Source organism: Streptosporangium sp. NPDC050148, from assembly GCF_055586505.1.
On record NZ_JBVJIA010000013.1, the window covers coordinates 36104 to 57808 of the forward strand.

The 21705-nt window shown below is 71.7% G+C and carries 20 protein-coding genes; 6 read left to right on the forward strand and 14 right to left on the reverse strand.

Annotation, left to right across the window (positions count from 1 at the left end):
• Positions 1 to 85: 85 nt before the first annotated feature.
• Positions 86 to 1189 carry an RNA polymerase sigma factor RpoD gene (gene rpoD / locus ACZ6RT_RS16640; RefSeq protein ID WP_344898432.1) on the reverse strand — a complete coding sequence of 368 codons (1104 nt, stop codon included), beginning with the start codon at positions 1187 to 1189 and terminating at the stop codon, positions 86 to 88.
• Positions 1190 to 1374: 185 nt separating this feature from the next.
• Positions 1375 to 3225 (reverse strand): DNA primase, encoded by a 1851-nt coding sequence (gene dnaG, locus ACZ6RT_RS16645; protein WP_470154308.1) that lies wholly within the window; start codon positions 3223 to 3225, stop codon positions 1375 to 1377.
• A gap of 166 nt (positions 3226 to 3391) precedes the next feature.
• On the opposite strand from dnaG, the gene ACZ6RT_RS16650 reads away from it, so the two are divergent.
• The gene (locus tag ACZ6RT_RS16650) at positions 3392 to 4270 is read left to right on the forward strand and encodes a M23 family metallopeptidase (protein WP_470154634.1); all 879 of its coding nucleotides are present in this window, start codon (positions 3392 to 3394) and stop codon (positions 4268 to 4270) included.
• A gap of 108 nt (positions 4271 to 4378) precedes the next feature.
• Here the strand turns inward: ACZ6RT_RS16650 and ACZ6RT_RS16655 are convergent, their stop codons facing one another.
• The 12 genes from ACZ6RT_RS16655 to ACZ6RT_RS16710 form a co-directional block, all read right to left on the reverse strand.
• On the reverse strand, positions 4379 to 4897 hold the full coding sequence (locus tag ACZ6RT_RS16655) for a hemerythrin domain-containing protein (RefSeq protein WP_470154309.1): 519 nt from the start codon (positions 4895 to 4897) through the stop codon (positions 4379 to 4381).
• A gap of 61 nt (positions 4898 to 4958) precedes the next feature.
• On the reverse strand, positions 4959 to 6191 hold the full coding sequence (locus ACZ6RT_RS16660; protein ID WP_399191229.1) for a deoxyguanosinetriphosphate triphosphohydrolase: 1233 nt from the start codon (positions 6189 to 6191) through the stop codon (positions 4959 to 4961).
• A 174-nt stretch (positions 6192 to 6365) separates the two neighbouring features.
• The gene (ppdK, locus tag ACZ6RT_RS16665) at positions 6366 to 9008 is read right to left on the reverse strand and encodes a pyruvate, phosphate dikinase (protein WP_470154311.1); all 2643 of its coding nucleotides are present in this window, start codon (positions 9006 to 9008) and stop codon (positions 6366 to 6368) included.
• Positions 9009 to 9244: 236 nt separating this feature from the next.
• Positions 9245 to 10522 (reverse strand): sensor histidine kinase, encoded by a 1278-nt coding sequence (locus tag ACZ6RT_RS16670; RefSeq protein WP_470154313.1) that lies wholly within the window; start codon positions 10520 to 10522, stop codon positions 9245 to 9247.
• Positions 10523 to 10615: 93 nt separating this feature from the next.
• The gene (locus ACZ6RT_RS16675) at positions 10616 to 11287 is read right to left on the reverse strand and encodes a response regulator transcription factor (RefSeq protein WP_344898446.1); all 672 of its coding nucleotides are present in this window, start codon (positions 11285 to 11287) and stop codon (positions 10616 to 10618) included.
• Between the two features lie 131 nt (positions 11288 to 11418).
• Positions 11419 to 12213 (reverse strand): S1C family serine protease, encoded by a 795-nt coding sequence (locus tag ACZ6RT_RS16680; RefSeq protein WP_470154315.1) that lies wholly within the window; start codon positions 12211 to 12213, stop codon positions 11419 to 11421.
• 121 nt (positions 12214 to 12334) lie between these two features.
• Entirely contained in the window at positions 12335 to 13273 is a 939-nt protein-coding gene (locus ACZ6RT_RS16685) for a VWA domain-containing protein (protein ID WP_399191221.1), read from the reverse strand.
• The gene (locus ACZ6RT_RS16690) at positions 13270 to 14190 is read right to left on the reverse strand and encodes a DUF58 domain-containing protein (RefSeq protein ID WP_470154317.1); all 921 of its coding nucleotides are present in this window, start codon (positions 14188 to 14190) and stop codon (positions 13270 to 13272) included. Before ACZ6RT_RS16690 ends, ACZ6RT_RS16685 begins: the two co-directional genes overlap by 4 nt.
• Positions 14190 to 15242 carry an AAA family ATPase gene (locus tag ACZ6RT_RS16695; RefSeq protein ID WP_470154318.1) on the reverse strand — a complete coding sequence of 351 codons (1053 nt, stop codon included), beginning with the start codon at positions 15240 to 15242 and terminating at the stop codon, positions 14190 to 14192. Before ACZ6RT_RS16695 ends, ACZ6RT_RS16690 begins: the two co-directional genes overlap by 1 nt.
• Positions 15239 to 15406 carry a hypothetical protein gene (locus tag ACZ6RT_RS16700; RefSeq protein WP_399191215.1) on the reverse strand — a complete coding sequence of 56 codons (168 nt, stop codon included), beginning with the start codon at positions 15404 to 15406 and terminating at the stop codon, positions 15239 to 15241. The genes ACZ6RT_RS16695 and ACZ6RT_RS16700 overlap by 4 nt, the downstream gene beginning before the upstream one ends.
• 258 nt (positions 15407 to 15664) lie before the next feature.
• Complete coding sequence (locus ACZ6RT_RS16705; protein ID WP_470154319.1) at positions 15665 to 17050, reverse strand: glycine--tRNA ligase; 1386 nt, start codon at positions 17048 to 17050, stop codon at positions 15665 to 15667.
• Between the two features lie 285 nt (positions 17051 to 17335).
• Entirely contained in the window at positions 17336 to 17614 is a 279-nt protein-coding gene (locus tag ACZ6RT_RS16710) for an antibiotic biosynthesis monooxygenase family protein (protein ID WP_470154321.1), read from the reverse strand.
• A 173-nt stretch (positions 17615 to 17787) separates the two neighbouring features.
• Here ACZ6RT_RS16710 and ACZ6RT_RS16715 point away from each other — a divergent pair, with 173 nt between their 5' ends.
• From ACZ6RT_RS16715 to ACZ6RT_RS16735, 5 genes are all read left to right on the forward strand, one after another.
• On the forward strand, positions 17788 to 18177 hold the full coding sequence (locus ACZ6RT_RS16715) for a DUF6703 family protein (protein WP_399191209.1): 390 nt from the start codon (positions 17788 to 17790) through the stop codon (positions 18175 to 18177).
• 354 nt (positions 18178 to 18531) lie between these two features.
• Entirely contained in the window at positions 18532 to 19512 is a 981-nt protein-coding gene (locus tag ACZ6RT_RS16720) for a metal ABC transporter substrate-binding protein (RefSeq protein ID WP_399191207.1), read from the forward strand.
• 36 nt (positions 19513 to 19548) lie between these two features.
• Positions 19549 to 20301, forward strand: a complete 753-nt coding sequence (locus ACZ6RT_RS16725) for a metal ABC transporter ATP-binding protein (protein ID WP_399191281.1) — start codon at positions 19549 to 19551, stop codon at positions 20299 to 20301.
• Entirely contained in the window at positions 20298 to 21131 is an 834-nt protein-coding gene (locus tag ACZ6RT_RS16730; RefSeq protein ID WP_399191205.1) for a metal ABC transporter permease, read from the forward strand. The genes ACZ6RT_RS16725 and ACZ6RT_RS16730 overlap by 4 nt, the downstream gene beginning before the upstream one ends.
• Positions 21128 to 21538, forward strand: coding sequence for a Fur family transcriptional regulator (locus ACZ6RT_RS16735; protein WP_399191203.1), 411 nt, complete (start codon positions 21128 to 21130; stop codon positions 21536 to 21538). Before ACZ6RT_RS16730 ends, ACZ6RT_RS16735 begins: the two co-directional genes overlap by 4 nt.
• The last annotated feature ends 167 nt before the right edge of the window (positions 21539 to 21705 follow it).

A 21705-nucleotide genomic window follows, 5' to 3' on the forward strand; every position in this document is an offset into this window, starting at 1 on the left:
GGCCCCCGGGCGACGAGCGACGACGGGCCGGCGACCGGGCGGAACGCCGGGTCGCCGGCCCTGACGGGGCACCGGGGACGGTGCCTCAGTCGAGATAGTCGCGCAGCATCTGCGCCCTGGTCGGGTGGCGGAGCTTGGCGAGGGTCTTCGACTCGATCTGCCGGATGCGCTCCCGGGTCACCCCGAACTCCCTGCCGACCTCCTCCAGCGTACGGGGATGCCCGTCCGCGAGCCCGAAGCGCAGCTGGATGATGCGCTGCTCCCGGTCCGACAGGGTCGCGAGGATGTCGTCGAGCTGGTCCTGCAGCATGATGAAGGCGGCGGCCTCCATCGGCACGACCGCGTCCGCGTCCTCGATGAAGTCGCCGAGGTCGGAGTCCTCCTCCCCGATCGGGGACTGCAGGGAGACCGGCTCCTGGGCGATCCGCTGGATCTCGATCACCCGGTCGATCGGCAGGTCCATCTCCAGGGCGATCTCCTCCGGGGCGGGCTCGCGGCCCAGATCCTGGTGGAGCTGGCGCTGGACCCGTACCAGTTTGTTGATCGTCTCGACCATGTGCACCGGAATGCGAATGGTGCGCGCCTGGTCCGCGATCGCCCTGGTGATCGCCTGGCGAATCCACCAGGTGGCGTATGTGGAGAACTTGTAGCCCTTGGTGTAGTCGAATTTCTCGACCGCCCGGATGAGCCCGAGGTTGCCCTCCTGGATGAGATCCAGGAAGAGCATGCCGCGTCCCACATATCTTTTGGCGATTGACACCACCAGCCGGAGATTGGCCTCGATCAGCCGCTGCTTGGCCCGCGTCCCCTGCCAGACGAGCTCCCTGAACTCCGGGAACCCCAGGCGTGAGACGACGCTGGTCAGCTTGTCCTCGGCGAACAGGCCCGCTTCGATCGACTTGGCGAGCTCCACCTCCTCCTCGGCCGTGAGCAGGGGCACCCGGCCGATCTCCCGCAGGTAGATACGGACGAGATCGCTGGTCGGCGCCCTTTTACCGACATCCTCCTCATCGGGTCGGGCGGGTTCCTCGTCGCCCTGGGGCTCGAGGACCTCCACACCCTGTTCGGCGAGCATGCGGACGACGCGCTCGAGCGCGTCGGACGGCAGCTCGGATCTGTCGAGAGCGGCGGCCACGTCATCGACCGTGACGCTTCCGCGCTCTCTTCCCTTCGCGACGAGGTCGGCCACCTGGTCTACCGATGGCGGCCCACTTGGCAGCACCGATGCACCCACGGGAGACAGTCTGCTGTATTGGATCCCCTAAATGGCAGACCTATTTTTGTCACCGGAGGTAAGGCCCTGTTCCTTATCGGATCGAGACCTTATTAAGGTTTGGCGGAATCGGCGGATGGACATTAAAGCAAATTACGCCGTCAGCTCGCGGCGGTGCGCTCCCTCAGGACGCGCCGCTGCTGCTCCAGCGCGACCAGCTCGCCGAACAGCCGGTTGTACTCCTGCTGCTCCTCGACCGGGTTCGTCCGCTGCATCTTCGACTTGAGCTGCTCGATGGCCCGCGCCACCGAGACCAGCTCCAGCGCGGCCAGCATGGCCGAGGCGTAGCGCTCCTCGCTCGCCAGGTCGGCCCGCAGCTCCTCCACGGCGAACCTGGTGACCATCCCGCGCAGGGAGTCCTCGGCCCTGCCCAGCAGCAGGTCGACCCATTCGCGGCCGCCCTGCCCGGCCGCGGCGGTGCCGCCGCAGTCGGCGATCAGCCGGTAGAGGGCCACGTGCTCGGGGAGCGTGAAGGCCTCCGGGCCCACCGCCTCGAAGCGGGGACCGAGCAGCGCGGGACGCTGGACGGCCAGCCGCAGCACCTCGGCCTCGGTCCGCACCCCGGGGTCGGTGAGGTCGGCGACCCGGCGCGGGCCCGCGGGGCGTTCGGCGCGCGGCCGGGCCGCCGTGGAGATCTCGGCGATCCGGTCCATCACGAAGCGCTCGTTGTTGAACCCCAGCCACCGGTCGAGGTCGACGGCGTACAGCTGGCGCAGGGACCTGTCCTTGATGCCGGCCACGATCGGGGCGGCGGCGTCCAGGGCGGAGAGCCTTCCCTCGTTGGTGCTCACGTCGAACTTGGAGATCACGCTGCGGATGGCGAACGCGAAGAGCGGTTCCCTGGCCGCGATCAGGTCGCGCACGGCCGCCTCACCGTGCTGGACGCGCAGGTCGCAGGGGTCGAGCCCGTCGGGCTGCACCGCGACGAAGGTCTGGGTGACGAACTTCTGCTCGTCGGCGAAGGCGCGCAGCGCCGCCTTCTGGCCCGCGGCGTCGCCGTCGAAGGTGAAGACCACCTCGCCGTGCGAGCCCGACTGGTCGAGCAGCAGCCTTCTGAGCACCTTGATGTGCTCCTCGCCGAACGCGGTGCCGCAGGTGGCCACCGCCGTCGGCACCCCGGACAGGTGACAGGCCATCACGTCGGTGTAGCCCTCGACGATCACGGCCTGCGAGCGCTTGGAGATCTCGCGTTTGGCCAGGTCGATGCCGTACAGGACCTCGCTCTTGTGGTAGAGCGGGCTCTCGGGGGTGTTCAGGTACTTCGGGCCGTCCTCGGCGTCGTTCAGCTTCCGCGCGCCGAACCCGATGACGTCGCCGGTGATGTCGCGGATGGGCCAGACCAGCCGGCCCCGGAACCGGTCGATCGGGCCGCGCCGGCCCTCCTTGGCCAGCCCTCCCTTGATCAGCTCCGCGGCGGTGAAGCCCCTGCCCATCAGGTGCCGTGCCAGCGCCTCCCACTCGGCCGGGGCGTACCCGACGCCGAAGCGCTCGGCGTCGACCCGCTCGAAGCCCCGTTCGGACAGGAAGCGGCGTCCGGGCGCGGCGTCGGGGGCCGACAGCTTCGAGACGTAGAACTCCGCCGCCGCCCGATGTGCCTCGATCAGGCGGCTGCGCTCACCCTGCTCGCGGCCGGGCACGTAGCCGCCCTGCTCGTAGCGGAGCTGGACGCCCGCCCTGTTCGCCAGCCGCTCGACGGCCTCGCCGAACGACAGGTGCTCCAGGCGCCGGACGAAGGTGATGACGTCACCGCCCTCGGCGCAGCCGAAGCAGTACCAGTACCCCCGGGTGGGGGTCACGTTGAACGACGGGCTCTTCTCGTCATGGAAGGGACAGAGCCCTTTCAGGTTGCCGCCGCCCGCGTTGCGGAGCTGGATGTGCTCGCCCACGATGTCGGCGATCGGTGAGCGCTCCCGTACGAGCGCGATGTCCTCGTCACTGATCCGGCCTGCCACGCCGCGAGTCTAGTCCGGCTCCCCGACAGCCCCCGACAGCCCGGACGGTACGGACGGGGTGGCGGGGGCAGGAGGAACGATGACTTTCCCGAAGAGGTCATGACCAACCATGACGTCGGTTACAAAGGTAAGAGCGAATTCTCGATACTGTACGCGGGTGGAGATCATGCGATCGCGGCACATGGCACGACTGGCCGCGGTGACCGGCGCGGTGCTCGTCACCGGAGGCTGCGCTTCCCCGGGCGGGGTGGCCGGCATCGGCACGGCGCCCCCGACGCCCGGGGCGGAGAGCGCCGCCGGGACCCCCGGCTCGGTCACCGCGACCATCCCGGACTCGACGCCGACACCCGTCCCGCAGACGGCGGTCGACCGCCCCAAGGCCGACCCGCCGGTGCGGGTCCCGCCACCGAAGCTCTCCAAGTACAGCTACGTCTTCCCGGTCAAGGGCTGCTCGGTCAACTACCAGAGCCGGCTGCTGGTGCTGCCCAAGACCACGATCTGGGCGGGCAAGGGCTGCGCGTTCGTCTCACCGGTGTCGGGGGTGGTCGACGAGGTCAACACCAAGAACCGGTGGAAGCCCTCCACCGACCGCGGCGCCGACCGCGAGGGCCGGTTCGTCACGGTCGTCGGCGACGACGGGGTCCGCTACCTGGGCGGCCACCTGGACGAGGTCGCCGACGGGATCAGGCCGGGGGTGCGCGTCGGCGCCGGGCAGACGCTCGGCCGCATCGGCAACTCCGGGAACGCGCGCTCCACCGCCAGCAACCTCTACTTCGCGATCTCCTGGAAGACCTCCCCCCAGCTCTGGTGGGTCCGCCGCGGCATGGTCAACCCGTGGAACTACCTGGACGCGTGGCTGAAGGGCAACCCCACGCTCTCGCCCCGGGAGGAGATGCAGGCCGTGATGAACCGGACGGGAGCGGCCCCGCGCTGCTTCACGCTGTGCGCGTCCAAGCCGCAGCCCGCCAAGAAGAAGCCCAAGCCCTCGCCGACGCCGGAGGAGCCCGAGCAGATCACCCTGGGCGGCGACGGCGGCGTCGGCTGACAGGGTCGTCGCGGGCACGATGGCGCGGGTGGCGCGGGCGTCGTCCCGCCGGTGCGCGGGGACGCCGGCGAACGCGTCCCCGTCCCCGTCCCCGTCACGCTGATCGTCCTAGTCGTCCTCGTCGTCGGTCAGGAGGAAGCCGGGCCGGTTCTCGCGCCACTCGGGGACGTCCATCGCGTTGAGCACGGAGACGAGCTTCTTCTCCTCGTAGGTGAAGTGCGTCCGCATGACCGCCGACAGCGCTCCCACCTCCTCGCGCACCTTCGAGGCCGTGGCCGGGTCCGGTCGCTCCGGCAGGGCGTCGAGGAGCTTGCGCAGGTTCCCCATCAGCCAGTCCAGGTGGTTGTGGTCGCTGCGCAGGTCGGAGAGCACCTTGCGCAGCTCGGGGTACTCCTCGGCGATCGCCGGGAACGCGCCGCCGTCCTCGCCGGTGTGGTGGCGCGTCAGCGCCGTGCAGAACGACAGGCAGTGCGCGCGCAGGTCCCGGGGCGGGAGTCCCCTGCCGTCGAAGTAGTCGTCGATGCCGTCCTCGAGGTCCTCCAGCATCTCGCGGAGCCAGACGTGCACCTCGAGCAGCTGGGTGCCCAGGGCGGTGAGACGGCCTCCCGCCTCGGAGCGTGCGTTCATGTTCGTCCTTCGGGTGGGGGATCCGTCCGGTCCTCGCGGGGTGCCGGGAGCGGACGGCCGGTCAGCGGCCCGACAGGCGGCGGTGCCAGGCGACCGCCGAGGTGTCGGTGAGCGAGGCGATCTGGTCGATGACCACGCGCAGGCGCCCGGCGTTGCCGGACGCCCGGACGAACGCGGGCCTGAGAGCGGGCTCCAGGGTGCCGGGGGCGCCCAGCATGATCTGGTGGGCCAGGTCGTGGATCAGCTCGCGCTGCCGCGCCTGGTTCGCGTTGTGCTCGTCCCTGGTCATCACGTAGTGGGCGGTGACGCCTTTGAGCAGCGCGCACTCCAGCCGGGTGGTCCTGGGCACGATCAGGTCCGCGCCGTGGCGCCCGGCGGCCGGGTCGTACGCCTCGCGGGTGGCGAACTCGGCCGACCTGCAGAAGTGACCGATGAGCGAGCTGGTGAGCCTCTTGATCGCGGCCAGGTCGGCGAGCGAGCGGTCGAAGTGGCGAGGCCAGAGCGACTGGGCGGTCAGGCGGACGAAGACGTCCTCCAGCTCCCCGGGCTCGGCGTCGGGGGCGTACCAGTCGCGGGTGGTGGCGCAGACGTCGCGGCGCTCCACCGGGTCGCGCAGCGCCTCCAGCACCACGTCACCGGAGTGCAGGGCGTCCTCCAGGTCGTGCACCGAGTAGGCGATGTCGTCGGCCCAGTCCATGATCTGGGCCTCGAAGCTGACCCGCCCCTCCGGCGCCCCCTGCCTGATCCACTCGAAGACCGGCATGTCGTCGTCGTAGACGCAGTACTTGGCTCCCCGCTCGCGGGTCCACGGGTACTTCACGGCGGCGTCCAGGCAGGCCCGGGTCAGGTTGAGCCCGGCGCTGCGGCCGTCCTCGGTGACGACCTTGGCCTCCAGCCGGGTCAGCAGGCGCAGGCTCTGCGCGTTGCCCTCGAAGCCGCCGCAGCCGCTCGCCAGTTCGTTGAGCGCCGTCTCCCCGTTGTGGCCGAACGGCGGGTGACCCAGGTCGTGGGCCAGGCAGGCGGTCTCCATCAGGTCGGGGTCGCGGCCGAGCGCCTCGCCCATCTCCCGGCCGACCTGTGCGCACTCCAGCGAGTGGGTCAGGCGGGTACGGGGGATGTGCTGGCCGCCGCCGAAGGTCTCCCCCGGGCCGACGACCTGCGTCTTGGCCGCGAGCCGCCGTAGCCCGGCGCTGTGCAGCACCCGCGCCCGGTCGCGCTGGAACGGGCCTCTTCCCGGGTTGCCGGGCGGTTCCGGCACCCACCTGGCCTGATCGTGTTCGTCATAACGGTGCATACGTGCAGTGATTTTATCCGCGAAAGGCCCGCCTCATGCCGAACGGCGAGAAAACACCTGGTTACCGGGGGTACGGGTGTCCCCTCGCCCGGCCCGGGAAGCGACCGGGCCGGACGGGGGCGACCGGGCCGGGTGAGGGACGAGAGGGGGCGGAGCCTCGGGAGGCCCGCCCGGTCAGCGGGTGTCGGACCCGGCGCAGGCCAGGGTGGCGCGGGCGGCCTCCAGCCGGGCGACCGGGATGCGGAACGGCGAGCAGGACACGTAGTCCAGGCCGGCCCGGTGGCAGAAGTGGATCGAGTCGGGGTCGCCGCCGTGCTCGCCGCAGATGCCCAGCTTGAGGTCGGGACGGGTGCTCCGGCCCTGCTCCACCGCGATCTCGACGAGCCTGCCGACGCCGTCGGCGTCCAGCGTCTCGAACGGGGACACGCCGAAGACGCCCAGCTCCAGGTACTTCGCGAAGAACGCGGCCTCGACGTCGTCCCGGGAGAAGCCCCAGGTCATCTGGGTCAGGTCGTTGGTGCCGAAGGAGAAGAACTCGGCGGCCTCGGCGATCTGGGCGGCGGTCAGCGCGGCGCGCGGCACCTCGATCATCGTGCCGATCAGCGCCTCGACGCCGGCCTCGGCGAGGATCGCCCGCGCCTCGTCCCTGACGTGCTCCAGCTCCTGCACCGCGGCCACCAGCGGGATCATGATCTCGGGACGGCTGCCCGGCACGGCCTTGGCCGCCTCGGCGATCGCCCGGACCTGCATGGCGAACACGCCGGGGATGATCAGACCGAGCCGCACCCCGCGCAGGCCCAGCATGGGGTTCTCCTCGTGGAGACGCTTGAGGGCGACCAGCAGCCTGCGGTCCTTCTCCGGCGCCTCGTCCCCCGCTAGGGCGATCTTCACCGACAGCTCGGTGAAGTCGGGCAGGAACTCGTGCAGCGGCGGGTCGATCAGGCGGACGGTGACCGGCAGTCCCTCCATCGCCCGGAAGATGGCGGTGAAGTCCTCCTTCTGCAGCGGCTCCAGCGCTGCCAGCGCCCGGTCCCGTTCCTCGTCGGTGCCGGCCAGCACCAGGTCCTCGACCAGGCTGCGGCGCTTCCCGAGGAACATGTGCTCGGTGCGGCACAGGCCGATGCCCTGGGCGCCGAACCTGCGGGCCCTGGCCGAGTCCTCGGCCGTGTCCGCGTTGGCGCGCACGTCCATCCTGCGGACCTCGTCGGCGTGGGTCATGAGCCGGTGCACCGCGCGGACCAGCTCGTCGTCCCGGTCGCCCGAGCCCTCGAAGTACTCCACGACCGGGGAGGGGACCACGGGCACCTCGCCGAGGTACACGGTCCCGCTGGTGCCGTCGATGGAGATGACGTCCCCCTCGGAGACCACCACGCCGCCGGGGGCGGTGAACGTGCGGTCGGCGGCCGAGACCTCCAGCGCCTCGGCGCCGCAGACGCACGTCCTGCCCATGCCGCGGGCGACCACGGCGGCGTGCGAGGTCTTGCCGCCCCGGCTGGTCAGCACCCCCTGGGCGGCGATCATCCCGGCCAGGTCGTCGGGGTTGGTCTCGCGGCGTACCAGGATGACGGCCTCGCCCTGCGCGGCGAGCTCGACGGCGCGGTCGGTGGAGAAGACGGCCTTGCCCACGGCCGCGCCCGGTGAGGCGTTCATCCCCCTGGCGATGACCGTGCTGCCGGTGTCCTCGGCGAAGCGGGGGAACATCAGCTGGGCGAGCTGGTCGCCGGTGACCCGGGTCACCGCCTCGTCGAGGTCGATGACGCCCTGGTCGACGAGCTGCACGGCGATGCGGAACGCGGCGCCCGGGGTGCGCTTGCCCACGCGGGTCTGCAGCATCCACAGCTTTCCGCGCTCGACCGTGAACTCGATGTCGCACAGGTCGCGGTAGTGCTCCTCCAGGGTGCGCATGGTCCGCATGAGCTCGTCGTAGACGGGCCGGTCGATGCTCCGGAGCTCCTGCAGCGGCAGGGTGTTGCGGATGCCCGCGACCACGTCCTCGCCCTGCGCGTTCTGCAGGTAGTCGCCGTACACGCCCTGCTGGCCGGTTCCGGGGTCGCGGGTGAAGGCGACCCCGGTGCCGGAGTCCATGCCGCAGTTGCCGAACACCATGGAGCAGACGCTGACCGCGGTGCCAAGGTCGGCCGGGATGCGCTCCTGGCGACGGTACAGCACGGCGCGCGGCGCGTTCCAGGAGGAGAACACCGCCTCCACCGCCATGCGCATCTGCAGGTACGGGTCGGCGGGGAAGTCCTCCCCGGTGTGCGCGCGGACGATCTCCTTGTACGTCGCGACCAGGGCGCGCAGGTCGGCCGCATCCAGCTCCAGGTCGTCGCGGCCGTCCTTGAGCCGCTCCAGGGCGTCGTCGAACAGCTCGCCGTCGATGCCCTGGACGGTCTTGCCGAACATCTGGATGAGGCGCCGGTAGGAGTCCCAGGCGAAGCGCTCGTTGCCACCGGCCTGCTTGGCCAGCCCGTGGACCGAGTCGTCGTTCAGCCCGATGTTGAGGACCGTCTCCATCATGCCGGGCATGGAGAACGCGGCCCCGGACCGTACGCTGACCAGCAGCGGATCGTCGGCCTGGCCGAGCCTGCGGCCCATCGCGGTCTCCAGCGCGGCCAGGTGCCCGGCGATCTCCTCCTCCAGCCCCTCGGGCAGGACGCCGCTCGCCAGGAAGCTCCGGCACGCCTCGGTCGTGATGGTGAAGCCGGGGGGCACCGGCAGCCCGAGATTGGTCATCTCGGCGAGGTTCGCCCCCTTGCCGCCGAGCAGGTCTCTGAGATCTTTGTTTCCCTCGGTGAAGTCGTAAACGTACTTGGGCACGGTCGCTCCTTCTACGGCTTCCTACGGCTTCAAAAACGACGTATGGTCCCGCCTCTCCCCGGACTCTACAGACGAATCGGCCGATGAATCGGCACCCATCACCAGGAACGACATAGCCGCAGTTCAGAACATGTTCACCGGTCTAATCCAATGCAAATTAAGATCGAACGAACGACAACTCAGACCATCACAAGAATTGGTTTACACCAATTGGTATACACCAATTCCACCGGCATTCACGCCCGTTCACGACGGCCCTGGCGGGTGATCGGGGCCGCGTCCGCGAGGGGGTTGAGGTCGGGGACCTCTCCCTCGGCGGGCCCGTTCCCGGCCGGCAGCCAGAGCACGAACACGCTCCCCTGGCCCGGCCGCGAGAACAGGCGGACGTGGCCGCCGTGGGACTCCACGATCTGGCGGACGATCGCCAGGCCCAGGCCGCTGTGCCGGTCCCGGCGGCCGGTACCGCCACCGGTCCCGCCACCGGTCTCGCTCGTCTCGCCGCCGCTCTTGCCGCGCCAGAAGCGGTCGAACACCCGCGCGTGGTCGTCCTCGGACACCCCCGGCCCGGCGTCGCGCACCGCCACCCAGATCCAGTCGTCACTGCGGCCCGCCGCCACGACGACCTCGCTGCCGGCGGGGGCGAGCCGTACGGCGTTGGAGAGCAGGTTGCCCACGGCCCGGCGCAGGGCGTCGTGGTCCCCCACCCCGCGCAGCCCGGAGGGCAGCGCCTTGCGGATCGTCAGCCCGCGCCCGGCCGCGAGCGCGGTGAACTCCTCGGCCGCCTCGGCGGCCAGCGTCCCCACGTCCACCTCGGCGTCGGCCAGCGCGGGCGCGGAACGGCGGGCGGTCGCCAGCAGGTCCTCGACCAGGCGCGTCATGCGGGTGGTGGCCCGGTCCACGATGGCCACCGCGCGCATCCGCTCCTCCTCGGTGCTGTCGGGGGAGGCCAGGACGGCGTCGACGTTGGCCCGGATGATGGCCAGCGGGCTGCGCAGCTCGTGGGAGGCGTCGTCGATCAGCTGCCGCTGCGCCAGGAACGCGCCCTCCAGGCGGCCGAGCATGGTGTCGACGGTGTCGGCGAGGTCGCGGAGCTCGTCCTTGGGGCCGGTGAGCAGGATCCGCCGCGACAGGTCCGTGCCCTGGATCTCGGCGGCGGCCCTGGTGATGGAGCGGACCGGGCGCAGCACCCGGCCCGAGAGCATCCAGCCGATGCCGAAGCTCGCCACGAACAGCCCGCCCAGGGTCAGGAGCGAGTAGTCGCGCATGGTCTTCAGGGTCAGCAGGTTGACCGCGTTCTCGACCTCGGCGAGCTCGACGACCGGGGCCTTGCCGATGTAGCGCTCGGTGTCGACGCTGTAGAGCTTGGCCTGCTGCACGGTGTAGGGGCGCTCCTCTGCGCTCCTGGCCACCGCGACGTACAGCAGGCCGACGACCAGCCCGGAGAGCAGGAACAGCAGGCTGGAGTAGAGCACGGTCAGCCGGAAGCGGATCGTGTGCACGAAGGAGAACCTCACGCGTCCTCCCGCGGGCGGTGGCGGATCACGTGCGCGGCGGGGGGCCTCACGTGTCCTCCTCCGGCCGATGGCTCACGCGCATGCGAGAGGGCCTCACGTGTCCTCCCTGAGCCGGTAGCCCTTGCTGACCACGGTCTCGATCACGGCGTCGGTGCCGAGCTTGCGCCGCAGGTTGCCCACCGTCACCCGCACGGTGTTGGTGAACGGGTCGGTGTGCTCGTCCCAGACGTGCTCCAGCAGCTCCTCGGCGGAGACGACGTGCCCGGGACGGGTCATCAGGTAGTGCAGGACCCCGAACTCCTTGGGGGTCAGCCCCAGCTCCCTCCCGTTCGAATGGCTCTCCACCCGGGAGGTGTCCAGCCGCAGCGAGCCCACCTGCAGGATCGCCGTCCCGCCGCCCTGCTCCCTGCGGAGCAGGGCGCGGACGCGGGCCAGGAGCTCGGGGAAGGCGAACGGCTTGACCAGGTAGTCGTCGGCGCCCTCGTCCAGCCCCCTGACCCGGTCGTCCAGCCGGTCGCGCGCGGTCACCATGATGATCCGCACGGCCTGGCCCTGGTCGGTGCCGCGCAGGGCCCGGCACACCTCGAAGCCGTCCCCGCCGGGCAGGTTGAGGTCGAGAAGGACCAGGTCGTAGGAGTTGACCTGGAGCTTCTCGCGCGCCTGGGCCACGTCGTAGGCGACGTCCACCGCGTATCCGGCCCGGACGAGCCCCACGCGCAGGGCGTCGACCAGGTCTTCCTCATCTTCGACAACGAGCAGTCGCATGGTACGAACCTAGGTCGTGGGCGGCCGGAAACGCGGATGCCACCGCCGTCCCGTCTTCTCGTTCCCCCCGCTCACCCCCGTCACCCCCGTCATCCTCAGACGCCGCCGTCCCGTGTCCCCGTCCACCGCGCTCACCCCCGGATGATCCGTTCGGCGACGGGCACCGCCCGGTCGATGGGGATGGCGAAGCCGATGCCGATCGAACCTGTCCCCCGCCGTGAGAGCGTCGCGATCGCGGTGTTGATCCCGACCACCTCGCCCCGGGCGTTGACCAGCGGCCCGCCGGAGTTGCCGGGGTTGATGGAGGCGTCGGTCTGCAACGCGGTCTGCCCGCGCCCGCCCAGCCTCACCTGGCGGTCGAGGGCGCTGACGATGCCGCCGGTGACCGTGCCCGCCAGGCCCAGCGGGGAGCCGACGGCCAGCACCTGGTCCCCCACCGCGAGGTCCGCGGACCTGCCCAGCACCGCGGCGGTCAGCCCGCGGGCGTCGTCCACCCTGAGCACCGCGAGGTCGTACGCCTCGTCGGTGCCCACGACGGCGGCGGGCAGGCGGCGCCCGTCGTCGAGCACGACGGTGACGCCGGCACCCGCGGCGCTCCCGGCCAGGACGTGCGCGTTGGTGAGCAGGTGGCCGGAGCCGTCGATCACGAAGCCCGACCCGGCGCCCCGGCCCGACTCGACCGACACGACGCTCGGCAGCACCCTGGCGGCGGTGCCGCTGAGGCCGCCCGCCGTACCGGGCGAGCCGGACGGGACGGGCGGGGCCGCGGCGGCGCGGGGCAGGGCCGCGGGAGCCGCCTCGTCCCCGACGGCCAGCCGGCCGCCCGCGACGCCCGCCGCGCCTCCGGTGAGCGCGGCGACGAGCACCGCGGCGGCCAGGAGACGCCCGCTCCCCTTCCGTACGGGGACGGCCGGGGCGGCGGTCACACCGGCCGCCCGCGAAGGCACCTCCGGCGGCGCGGGCGGCGGGGGGCCCGGGGCGAAACCGGGGCCCCGGGGCCGTCCGAGTCCGGGGGGCCGGTCGTGCGACATCACCATGATCGACTCCTCACAGGATCCTCGAGAACCAGAACAGGGACGTCCCGGCGGCGACCACCGCGCCGAGCAGCGCGATCCCGACGAACCACGGCCAGACCTCCTGCCGCTCGGTCCGGTAGCCCACCGAGCTGCCGATGTCGTCGTACACCGCCCGCAGTTCGTCACCGGAGGCCGCCTCGTAGAAGCCCCCGCCGGTGCTGCGCGCCAGCTCCCGCAGGGCCGGGCCGTCCACCGGCACCGGGGTCTCCCGGGTGCCCATCCGGATCGTGCCGCCGGGCGTGCCGTACGCGATGGTGGACACCGGCACGCGCCGGGAGGTCGCCTCCCGGGCCGCCTGCTCGGGCGGCCTGCCCATGGTGCTCGACCCGTCGGACATCAGCACGATGTGGGCGGGCGGCCGCTCCCGGCTCCGCAGGGCGTCGATCGCGTCCAGGGACGAGAACACCGCCTCGCCGACGGCCGTACCGGAGTCCGTGGTGAGCCGGTCGATCGCCGACAGCACCGCCGCCCTGTCGGTGGTGGGCGGCACGCTCACCGAGGCCGAGGAGGAGAACGTGACCAGGCCGAGGTTGAAGCGGGCGGGCAGGTCCCCGACGAACCGCCGCGCGGCCTCGCGCGCCGCCGTGAACCGGTCGGGCGCCACGTCGGTGGCCTGCATCGACGCGGAGACGTCGAAGGCCACGATGATCGTCGCCTCTTCCTTCGGGACCCGCGTCTCGGCCGTCGGCCGCGCGAATCCGACGACGAGGAGCACCAGCATTCCCATGAAGGCCGTGGCGGGCACGTGCCTGCGCCACCCCGGCGTCCTGGGCGCCAGCTTCTCCAGCAGGTCCAGGTTGGTGAACCGCAGGGCGTACCGGCTGCGCCGCCGGTACATGACCACGTACAGGACCGCGATCATCAGGGCGGGGACCAGCAGCCACAGCCAGACGGGGGAAAGGAACGTCACGCGACACCACCTCTCACGGCTCTCGTCCGCGCCAGGCGGCGCTGGACCATGACGTGGCGGACCAGATCGCGGACCCAGTCGCGATCGGTGCCCAGGCGCAGGTGGGCGGCCCCGGCCCTGCGCAGGGCGTCCGCGATGGCCGCCCGCTGACCGGCGGCGGCCTCGGCGTAGCGCTCGCGCAGGCGGGGACCGGCCGTGGAGATCTCCCGGCGCCGGCCCGTCTCCGGATCGACGAGCGTGAGCACTCCCACGTCGGGCAGGGTCAGCTCCCGGGGATCGACGACCTCCACCGCCAGGAGCTGGTGGCGGACCGCGAGATGGCGCAGCGACCTCTCCCAGCTCTCCGGGGGGTCGAGGAAGTCGGAGACGACGACCACGAGCCCGCGCCGACGCGTCACGCGGCGCAGGTCGTCGGCGGCCGGGCCGAGGCGCGGCGCCGGGGTCCCCGGCTCGGTGCGCGGCAGCGAGAACATCGTGCCGAGCAGCGCCATCAGGTGCGCGCGCCCGCTCCTGGCGGGGAAGCGCCGGACCTCGCCGCCGTGCAGGATGTGCGTGCCGACGCGGTTGCCCGTCCGCTCGGTGAGGAAACCGACCGCCGCGACGGCGGCGAGCGCGAGCTCCCTCTTCTCCATCAGCGCGGTGCCGAAGTCCATGCTGGCGCTGGCGTCGAGCAGCACCCAGGTCTCCAGCTCCCGGTCGGCGATCATGTCACGCACGTGCGGCTCCGCCGTGCGGGCGGTGACGTTCCAGTCCATCCGCCGTACGTCGTCGCCGGGCGCGTACTGCCTGGCCTCGGCGAGCTCGCCGCCGGGGCCAGGGGTCAGCCCGAGGTGGTCTCCCTGGAGCAGCCCGTCGAGCCGCCTGACGACCGTCAGCTCCAGCCTGCGCAGCACCCGTTCGGACGGCAGGGGCCGCATCAGGCCGCCTCGGTCTGCCCGGGGGCGACCCTGGGCACCGGGATGGTCGCGACCACCCGGTCCACGATCTCCCGCGGGGAGACGTCGTCGGCCAGCGCGTCGAAGGACGGCACCAGCCGGTGCGCGATCACGTCACGGGCCAGGTCCGCGACGTCCTCGGGCAGGACGTAGTCGCGCCCGCGCACCAGCGCCAGCGCGCGGGCCGCGGCCACCAGCCCCAGCGTCGCCCGGGGGCTCGCGCCGTAGGTCAGCAGCGGCGCGACGTCGGCCAGCCCGAACCGGGCGGGCTCGCGGGTCGCGTACACCAGCCGGACCGCGTACTCGGCGACGGCGTGGTGGACGAAGACGTCGTCCACGGCGGCCTGCAGCGCGAGCAGCCGCCGCGGGTCGAGCACCCCTCGCGGGACGGGCCGGTCGGTGCTCATCCGGTAGAGGATGGCGAGCTCCTCCGACTCGCTCGGGTACCCCACCTCGATCTTCATCAGGAAGCGGTCCCGCTGGGCCTCGGGCAGGTGGTAGACGCCCTCGGACTCGATCGGATTCTGGGTCGCCAGGACCAGGAACGGCGCGGGCACCGGGTGGGTACGCCCGCCGATGCTCACCTGGCGTTCGGCCATCACCTCCAGCAGCGCCGACTGGACCTTGGCCGGGGCCCTGTTGATCTCGTCGGCGAGCACGAAGTTGGCCATCACCGGGCCGAGCTCGATGTCGAAGCCCTCGGTGGACGGCCGGTAGATGCGGGTGCCGACGATGTCGGCGGGCACCAGGTCGGGGGTGAACTGGATCCGGGCGAACGTGCCGCCCACGACCCCCGCGAGCGTCTCGGCCGCCAGCGTCTTGGCGATGCCGGGCACCCCCTCCAGCAGGCAGTGCCCCCGGGCCAGGACCGCGACGAGCAGGCGCTCGACCATCCGGTCCTGGCCGACGATCACACGCTTGACCTCGAACAGCGCCCGCCCGAGCACGGCGCTCTCCGGCACCCTGCCGGTGTCGTCACCCGTGCCGCCCCCGTCGCCCGTGCCGGGCGGCACCTGGTGTACGTCGCCGGTCACGGGGCGGTCGCGGAGGTCGAGGAGGGGCAGTCGTCGACGAGCAGCCGCAGCTCGACCGCGCCGGGGCGCGGGTCGGCGTGAGCGGCGCTGCCGGTGAGCAGGAAGACGGCCCCGCCGAGGGCCAGGACCCCCGGCACGGCCTTCCACGGTGATACGCGGGTCATCGTTCTCCCCCTTCGTTGAACGAACGATCCCCCTGATGTCATCAAAAGGCCCCGAAAACCGCTGTAAGGCGGGTTTTTATGTTGTCTTTCGCTCCGGTCGATCATCGAAGGGGCGCCGGGGCGGACGGGGACGAGGGCGGGGACAGGAGCGGGCCGGGGCGGGGCCGACCGGGAGAGCGCGACGGCCGGCGACCCCGTGTGCGGGGTCGCCGGCCGTCACCGGGCGGACGTGGCCCCGATCACCGGGGCCGAGCCGTCTCAGTCGTTGAGGTGCTGGCGCAGGTAGGACTCGACCTGGTCGAGGGCCACGCGCTTCTGGGCCATCGAGTCGCGCTCGCGGATGGTCACCGCCTGGTCGTCGAGGGTGTCGAAGTCGACGGTGATGCAGAACGGCGTGCCGATCTCGTCCTGGCGCCGGTAGCGGCGGCCGATCGCGCCCGCGTCGTCGAAGTCGACGTTCCACCGGCGGCGGAGCTGGGCCGCCAGGTCCTTGGCCTTGGGCGACAGGTCCGCGTTGCGCGAGAGCGGGAGCACCGCGACCTTGACGGGCGCGAGCCGGTGGTCGAGGCGCATGACCGTGCGCTTCTCCATGACGCCCTTGGCGTTGGGCGCCTCGTCCTCGGTGTAGGCGTCGATCAGGAAGGTGAGCGTGGCGCGGTCCACACCGGCGGCCGGCTCGATCACGTACGGGACGTAGCGCTCGCCGCTGTCCTGCTCGAAGAAGCTGAGGTCGGTGCCGGAGGCCTTGCCGTGCGCGGTCAGGTCGAAGTCCGTGCGGTTGGCGATGCCCTCCAGCTCACCCCACTCGGTGCCGGTGAAGTTGAAGCGGTACTCGATGTCGACGGTCCGCTTGGAGTAGTGCGAGAGCTTGTCCTTGGGGTGCTCGTACAGCCGCAGGTTGTCCTGGGTGATGCCCAGGTCGGTGTACCAGCGGAAGCGCTCGTCGATCCAGTACTGGTGCCACTCCTCGTCACTGCCCGGCTTGACGAAGAACTCCATCTCCATCTGCTCGAACTCGCGGGTACGGAAGATGAAGTTGCCCGGGGTGATCTCGTTGCGGAACGACTTGCCGATCTGGCCGATGCCGAACGGGATCTTCTTGCGCGCCGACTGCTGCACGTTGAGGTAGTTGATGAAGATGCCCTGGGCGGTCTCCGGCCTCAGGTAGGCCAGGCCCGACTCGTCCTCGACCGCGCCGAGGTAGGTCTTGAGCAGGCCGCTGAACTGCTTGGGGGCGGTGAAGGCGCCCTTGTTGCCGCAGTTGGGGCAGGTGATGTCGGCCAGGCCGTTGATCGGCTGCTTGCCGTGCTTCTCGGCGTACGACTCCTCGAGGTGGTCGGCACGGTAGCGCTTGTGGCAGGACTGGCACTCGGTCAGCGGGTCGGTGAAGGTCTCCACGTGGCCGCTGGCCTGCCACACCTCGCGGGCCAGGATCACCGAGGAGTCGAGGCCGACCACGTCGTCACGCCCCTGCACCACGGTCTTCCACCACTGCCGCTTCACGTTGTTCTTGAGCTCCACACCCAGCGGGCCGTAGTCCCACGACGCGCGCAGGCCGCCGTAGATCTCGCTGGAGGGGTAGACAAGACCACGTCGCTTGGCGAGGCTGACGATGGTGTCCATGATGTCCGTGCGGCGTGCCATAAGGGAAAATCTCCATCCGGCTGGAGGTCGGCGAGGAAGTGATGGAGCCTCCAGCTTAGGGGAGACGGGCCGCCGGGACATTCGCATGACCCATCCCGCCCACCTCCCCGGGCAAAGCTTGTCCGCCCCCGCCGGAAGGCCCCGGTCCCGCGTCCGATCCCGCGTCCGGTCCCCGCGCGATCCCGGGCCGGCCTTCCAACAGGGCGGCCCCTTCCACGATCCCCGGCCCCGTACGACTCCGGGCCCCGCACGGTCCCGGACCCCGCGCGATCCCGGGGCGCGGGCTCAGGGGCGGTCGGCGTCCTCGAAGGCGCTCGGCTCGTTGATCATCAGTGTCATCAGCGGGTACATCACCATCCGCGCCGCGCCAAGCGCCCTGCGGTAGAACCCGGCGCCCTCCCACTCGCTCACCAGGGCCCACAGCTCCGGTTCGTCCACCGACCTCGTCACCCGGCCACGGAGACACCCCGGTTGCGCGGCGAGCGTGTCCACGATCTCGTGGGCCCGGGCCAGGAACTCCTCGGTCCGGGCCTGCGGCACCGAGTAACGGATGAGAGCGAGCATCCGCCCAGCATGCCAGAGCCCGCCCGCGTCACCGGCCGCGTCCCCCGTGTCCCCTGTACCCGCCCGCGCCCCACCTGCCCGCGTCCCTGCGTGACGGCCCGGTCCGTTGCCCCCGAGATCGGGCCGGGCACCGGAGGTGTCACCGGCGGGCCCCGGAGCGTTAGGCTCGGCCCGTGGCCGACAAGCGCGGAGAACGCCCCGCACACCCCCTGGCACAGTCCCGTCCCCAGCGGGGCAAACGACCCCTGCCCGCGGGCGAGCAGTTCTTCACCCCGGGGGCGACCGGGCTGCGGCGCAAGGTCGAGCTGCGCAGCGCGGCCCCGCTCGTCTTCCTGTTCCAGCTCCCCCGGTGGATCGCCCCGGTGGTGCTGGTGGTGCTCATGCTGGCCGGCTTCGCCGTGTCCTCCTTCTGGGGCGGGGTGGCCGTCCTCCCGGTGATCGGATTCGTCGGCTGGCTCGCCTACATGTCGTGGCCCTCCCTGGGCAACGGAGGCCGGCTCCTGCGCGTCGCGCTGCTCACCTTCCTGATCCTGCTCGCCGCCGACCGCTTCGGCGCCTTCTGACACGCCCGGCGGCACGCCCTCCCCGATACAGCCCCTCTCCCGGGTACGGCCCCTCTGCCGGTACGACCCAGGTCTCCGGTGCGACCCCGATGGACCGTCCGCCCGGTCCCCACGGGGAGCCTCACCCACCGCTCTCCGGGCCTCCCCGTGACCGCGGCCGCCGGTCACGCCGCGCACCGGACGTCCCCGCGCCAGGGATGACCAGGGACACCCTGCCCGACGCCTGCCCGGCGTCCGCCCGGCGTCCGCCCACCGCCGACCCGTCCCGCGTGTCCTCACCCGCGAGTCCCCCGGTGACCCGGCCGATCTTCGCCGATTTTGACAACCATTTTCATTTACCGGCATACTGTCCGCATGATGTCCGAGTTCTCCCGACGTATCCTCATACGTAACGCCAGCCTGGTTGCGTCCACCGCCCTTCTCGCCGCCACCACCGCGTGCGGTGCCGAGGCCGGTTCGACAGGCTCCGCCGGGAGCTCGAGCCCGTCCGCGACCGGCAAGCCCGACGTCACCGCGGCCATCTACCCCCTGCAGTGGCTCACCGAGAAGGTCGCGGGCACCGACGCCGCCGTCACCGGCCTGACCGAGCCCGGGGTCGAGCCGCACGACCTGGAGCTGTCCCCCGCGCAGGTCGCCGGGTTGTCGAAGACCGGGCTCGTCGTCTACATCAAGGGCGTCCAGCCCGCCGTGGACGAGGCCGTCGAGCAGCACGCCGCCGACCGCGGTTTCGACGCGGCCACCGCGGTCGCCACCCTCCCGGCCACCGAGGAGGAAGGGCACGAAGAGGAAGGGCACGAGGAGGAGGAGCACGGCCACGAGGTCGAGTACGACCCGCACCTGTGGCTCGACCCGACCCGCTTCGCGACGGTCGCCACGCAGCTCGGCGAGAAGCTCGCCGCCACCGACCCCGCGCACGCGGCGGCCTACCGCGACCGTGCCGCCCGGACCGCGGCCGACCTGACCACGCTGGACGGCGAGCTGACCAAGGGCCTGGCCACCTGCTCCTCGCGGGCGATCGTCACCAACCACGCCGCGTTCGGCTACCTCGCCGCCCGGTACAAGCTCCAGCAGATCGGCATCAGCGGCCTCGACCCCGACGCCGAGCCCTCGCCCGCCCGCCTCGCCGAGGTGGCAAAAGTGGCCAAGCAGCAGAAAATAACTACGATCTTCACCGAGACTCTCGTCAGCCCCAAGGTCGCCGAGATTCTCGCCCAGGAGGTCGGCGCGAAGACCGCGGTCCTCGATCCGATCGAGAGCCGGCCCTCCAACGGCGACTACCTGTCCGCCATGCGGCAGAATCTCACCACACTCCGAGCGGCGCTCGGCTGCTCGTAAGGGTCATATGTGACATCCACTACAGCGGTTTTCACCATGAACGGCGGCCAGGTCGACCTGGACCGCCGTCCGGTGCTTCGCGGGATCGACCTGTCCGTGGAGCCCGGCGAGGCGGTGGCCGTTCTCGGCGCGAACGGGTCGGGGAAGTCCACCCTCGTCCGCGCCCTGCTCGGCCTCGTCCCCCTGTCCGGCGGCCGGACCCTGCTGTACGGCAGCCCTCCCGCCCGGTTCCGCGAATGGTGGCGGATCGGCTACGTCCCCCAGCGGCTCTCGGTGGGCGGCGGCGTGCCGACCACGATCCGGGAGGTCGTCGCCTCCGGCCGGATCTCCAGGCAGCGGCGCCTGCGCCCGACCGGCGCGGCCGACCGCGAGGCGACCATGCGGGCGCTGGAGACCGTCGGCCTGGCCCACCGCGTCTCCGACCCGGTGCAGTCGCTGTCCGGCGGGCAGCAGCAGCGGGTGCTCATCGCCCGCGCCCTGGCCGGCGAGCCCGACACCTACGTCATGGACGAGCCGACGGCGGGCGTCGACTCCGAGAGCCAGCTGCTCCTGGCCGAGACCCTGTCCGTGCTGGTCGCGCGGGGCAAGACGGTCCTGCTGGTCGCGCACGAGCTGGGCCCGCTGGAGCCGCTGATCACCCGGGCGGTGGTCCTGCGGGACGGGTTCGTCTGCCACGACGGTCCCCCGCCGCGGGCGGTCGGCACGCACGCGCTCCCCGGCCACGACCACGTACACCCGCACGCCGAGCAGGCGCCCGTGGGCCCGCTCGACTGGAGGCCCACGTCGTGATCGAGCTTCTGCGCTTCGACTTCATGCAGCGGGCGCTGATCGCCGCCCTGCTGGTCGGCCTGGCCGCCCCGGCCATCGGCACGTTCATGGTCCAGCGGCGCCTGGCCCTGCTGGGAGACGGCATCGGGCACGTCGCCCTCACCGGGGTGGCGCTGGGCTTCCTCACCGGGACCGCCCCGGTGCTGACCGCCGTACTGGTCTCGGTGCTCGGCGCCGTGGCCATCGAGCTGGTCCGCGCGCGCGGCAGGACCAGCGGGGACGTGGCGCTCGCGCTGCTGTTCTACGGCGGCATCGCCGGGGGCGTGCTGCTGATCTCGCTGGCCCCCGGCGGCAGCAACGCCACGCTGATGTCCTACCTGTTCGGGTCGATCAGCAGCGTCACCGTCCAGGACGTGTGGGTGATCGGCCTGCTGGCGGTGGCGGTGCTCGGCGTGGTGGCCGTGTTCGGGCGGGAGCTGTACGTGCTCTGCCAGGACGAGGAGGTGGCCAAGGCCGCCGGCCTGCCGGTCCGCTTCCTCAGCCTGCTGATCGCCGTCACGGCCGCGCTGACCGTGGTCATCGCCATGCGGGTCGTGGGGTTGCTCCTGGTCAGCGCGCTGATGGTGGTGCCCGTGGCGACGAGCCAGCAGCTCACCCGGGGGTTCATGAGCACGATGTTCCTGTCCATGGTCTTCGGGATGATCGCCACCGTCGGCGGCCTGACCTCCTCCTTCTACGTCGAGGTCCCGCCGGGTGCGATCATTGTGGTCGTCGCCCTGGTGGGATTCGTCCTCGCCCTCGGGCTCGGTAGATTCGTACGGCGAAGCCGACCTCAGGAGTCCAGCCCATGAGCAACAGACGTGATGCCGTCCACGCGGTCCTCCGCCAGAGCGAGGGTTTCCGTAGCGCGCAGGACGTCTACGCGGAGATGCGCGCGGAAGGCGCCAAGATCGGACTGACCACCGTCTACCGGGCGTTGCAGGCGCTCGCCGACACCGGCCGCGTGGACACGCTGAGGACCGACGACGGTGAGTCGGTCTACCGGGCCTGCGCCAGCGGTGACCACCATCACCACCTGGTCTGCCGCGTCTGCGGCCGTACGGTCGAGGTGGCCGGGCCCGCGGTGGAGCGGTGGGCCGAGACGATCGGCTCCGAGCACGGCTTCACCGACGTCACCCACACCGTGGAGATCTTCGGCACCTGCGCCTCGTGCTCGGCCGCCACCGCCGGGCAGGCCCGGACCCCGAGCCGCGCCTGAGGGCCCCGCTCCCGCCCGGGATCGCGCGAGGCGTGGGACGGGCGTGGGCGGGAGGTGGACGGGGGGTGACGCGCGAGAGGGCGCCACGGGTCCGCCGGGGATATACGCTTCCGACACGGCGAGCCGCCGTACGCGTCCTCACGTCGCGCCCGTCCTCTACTGGAGGC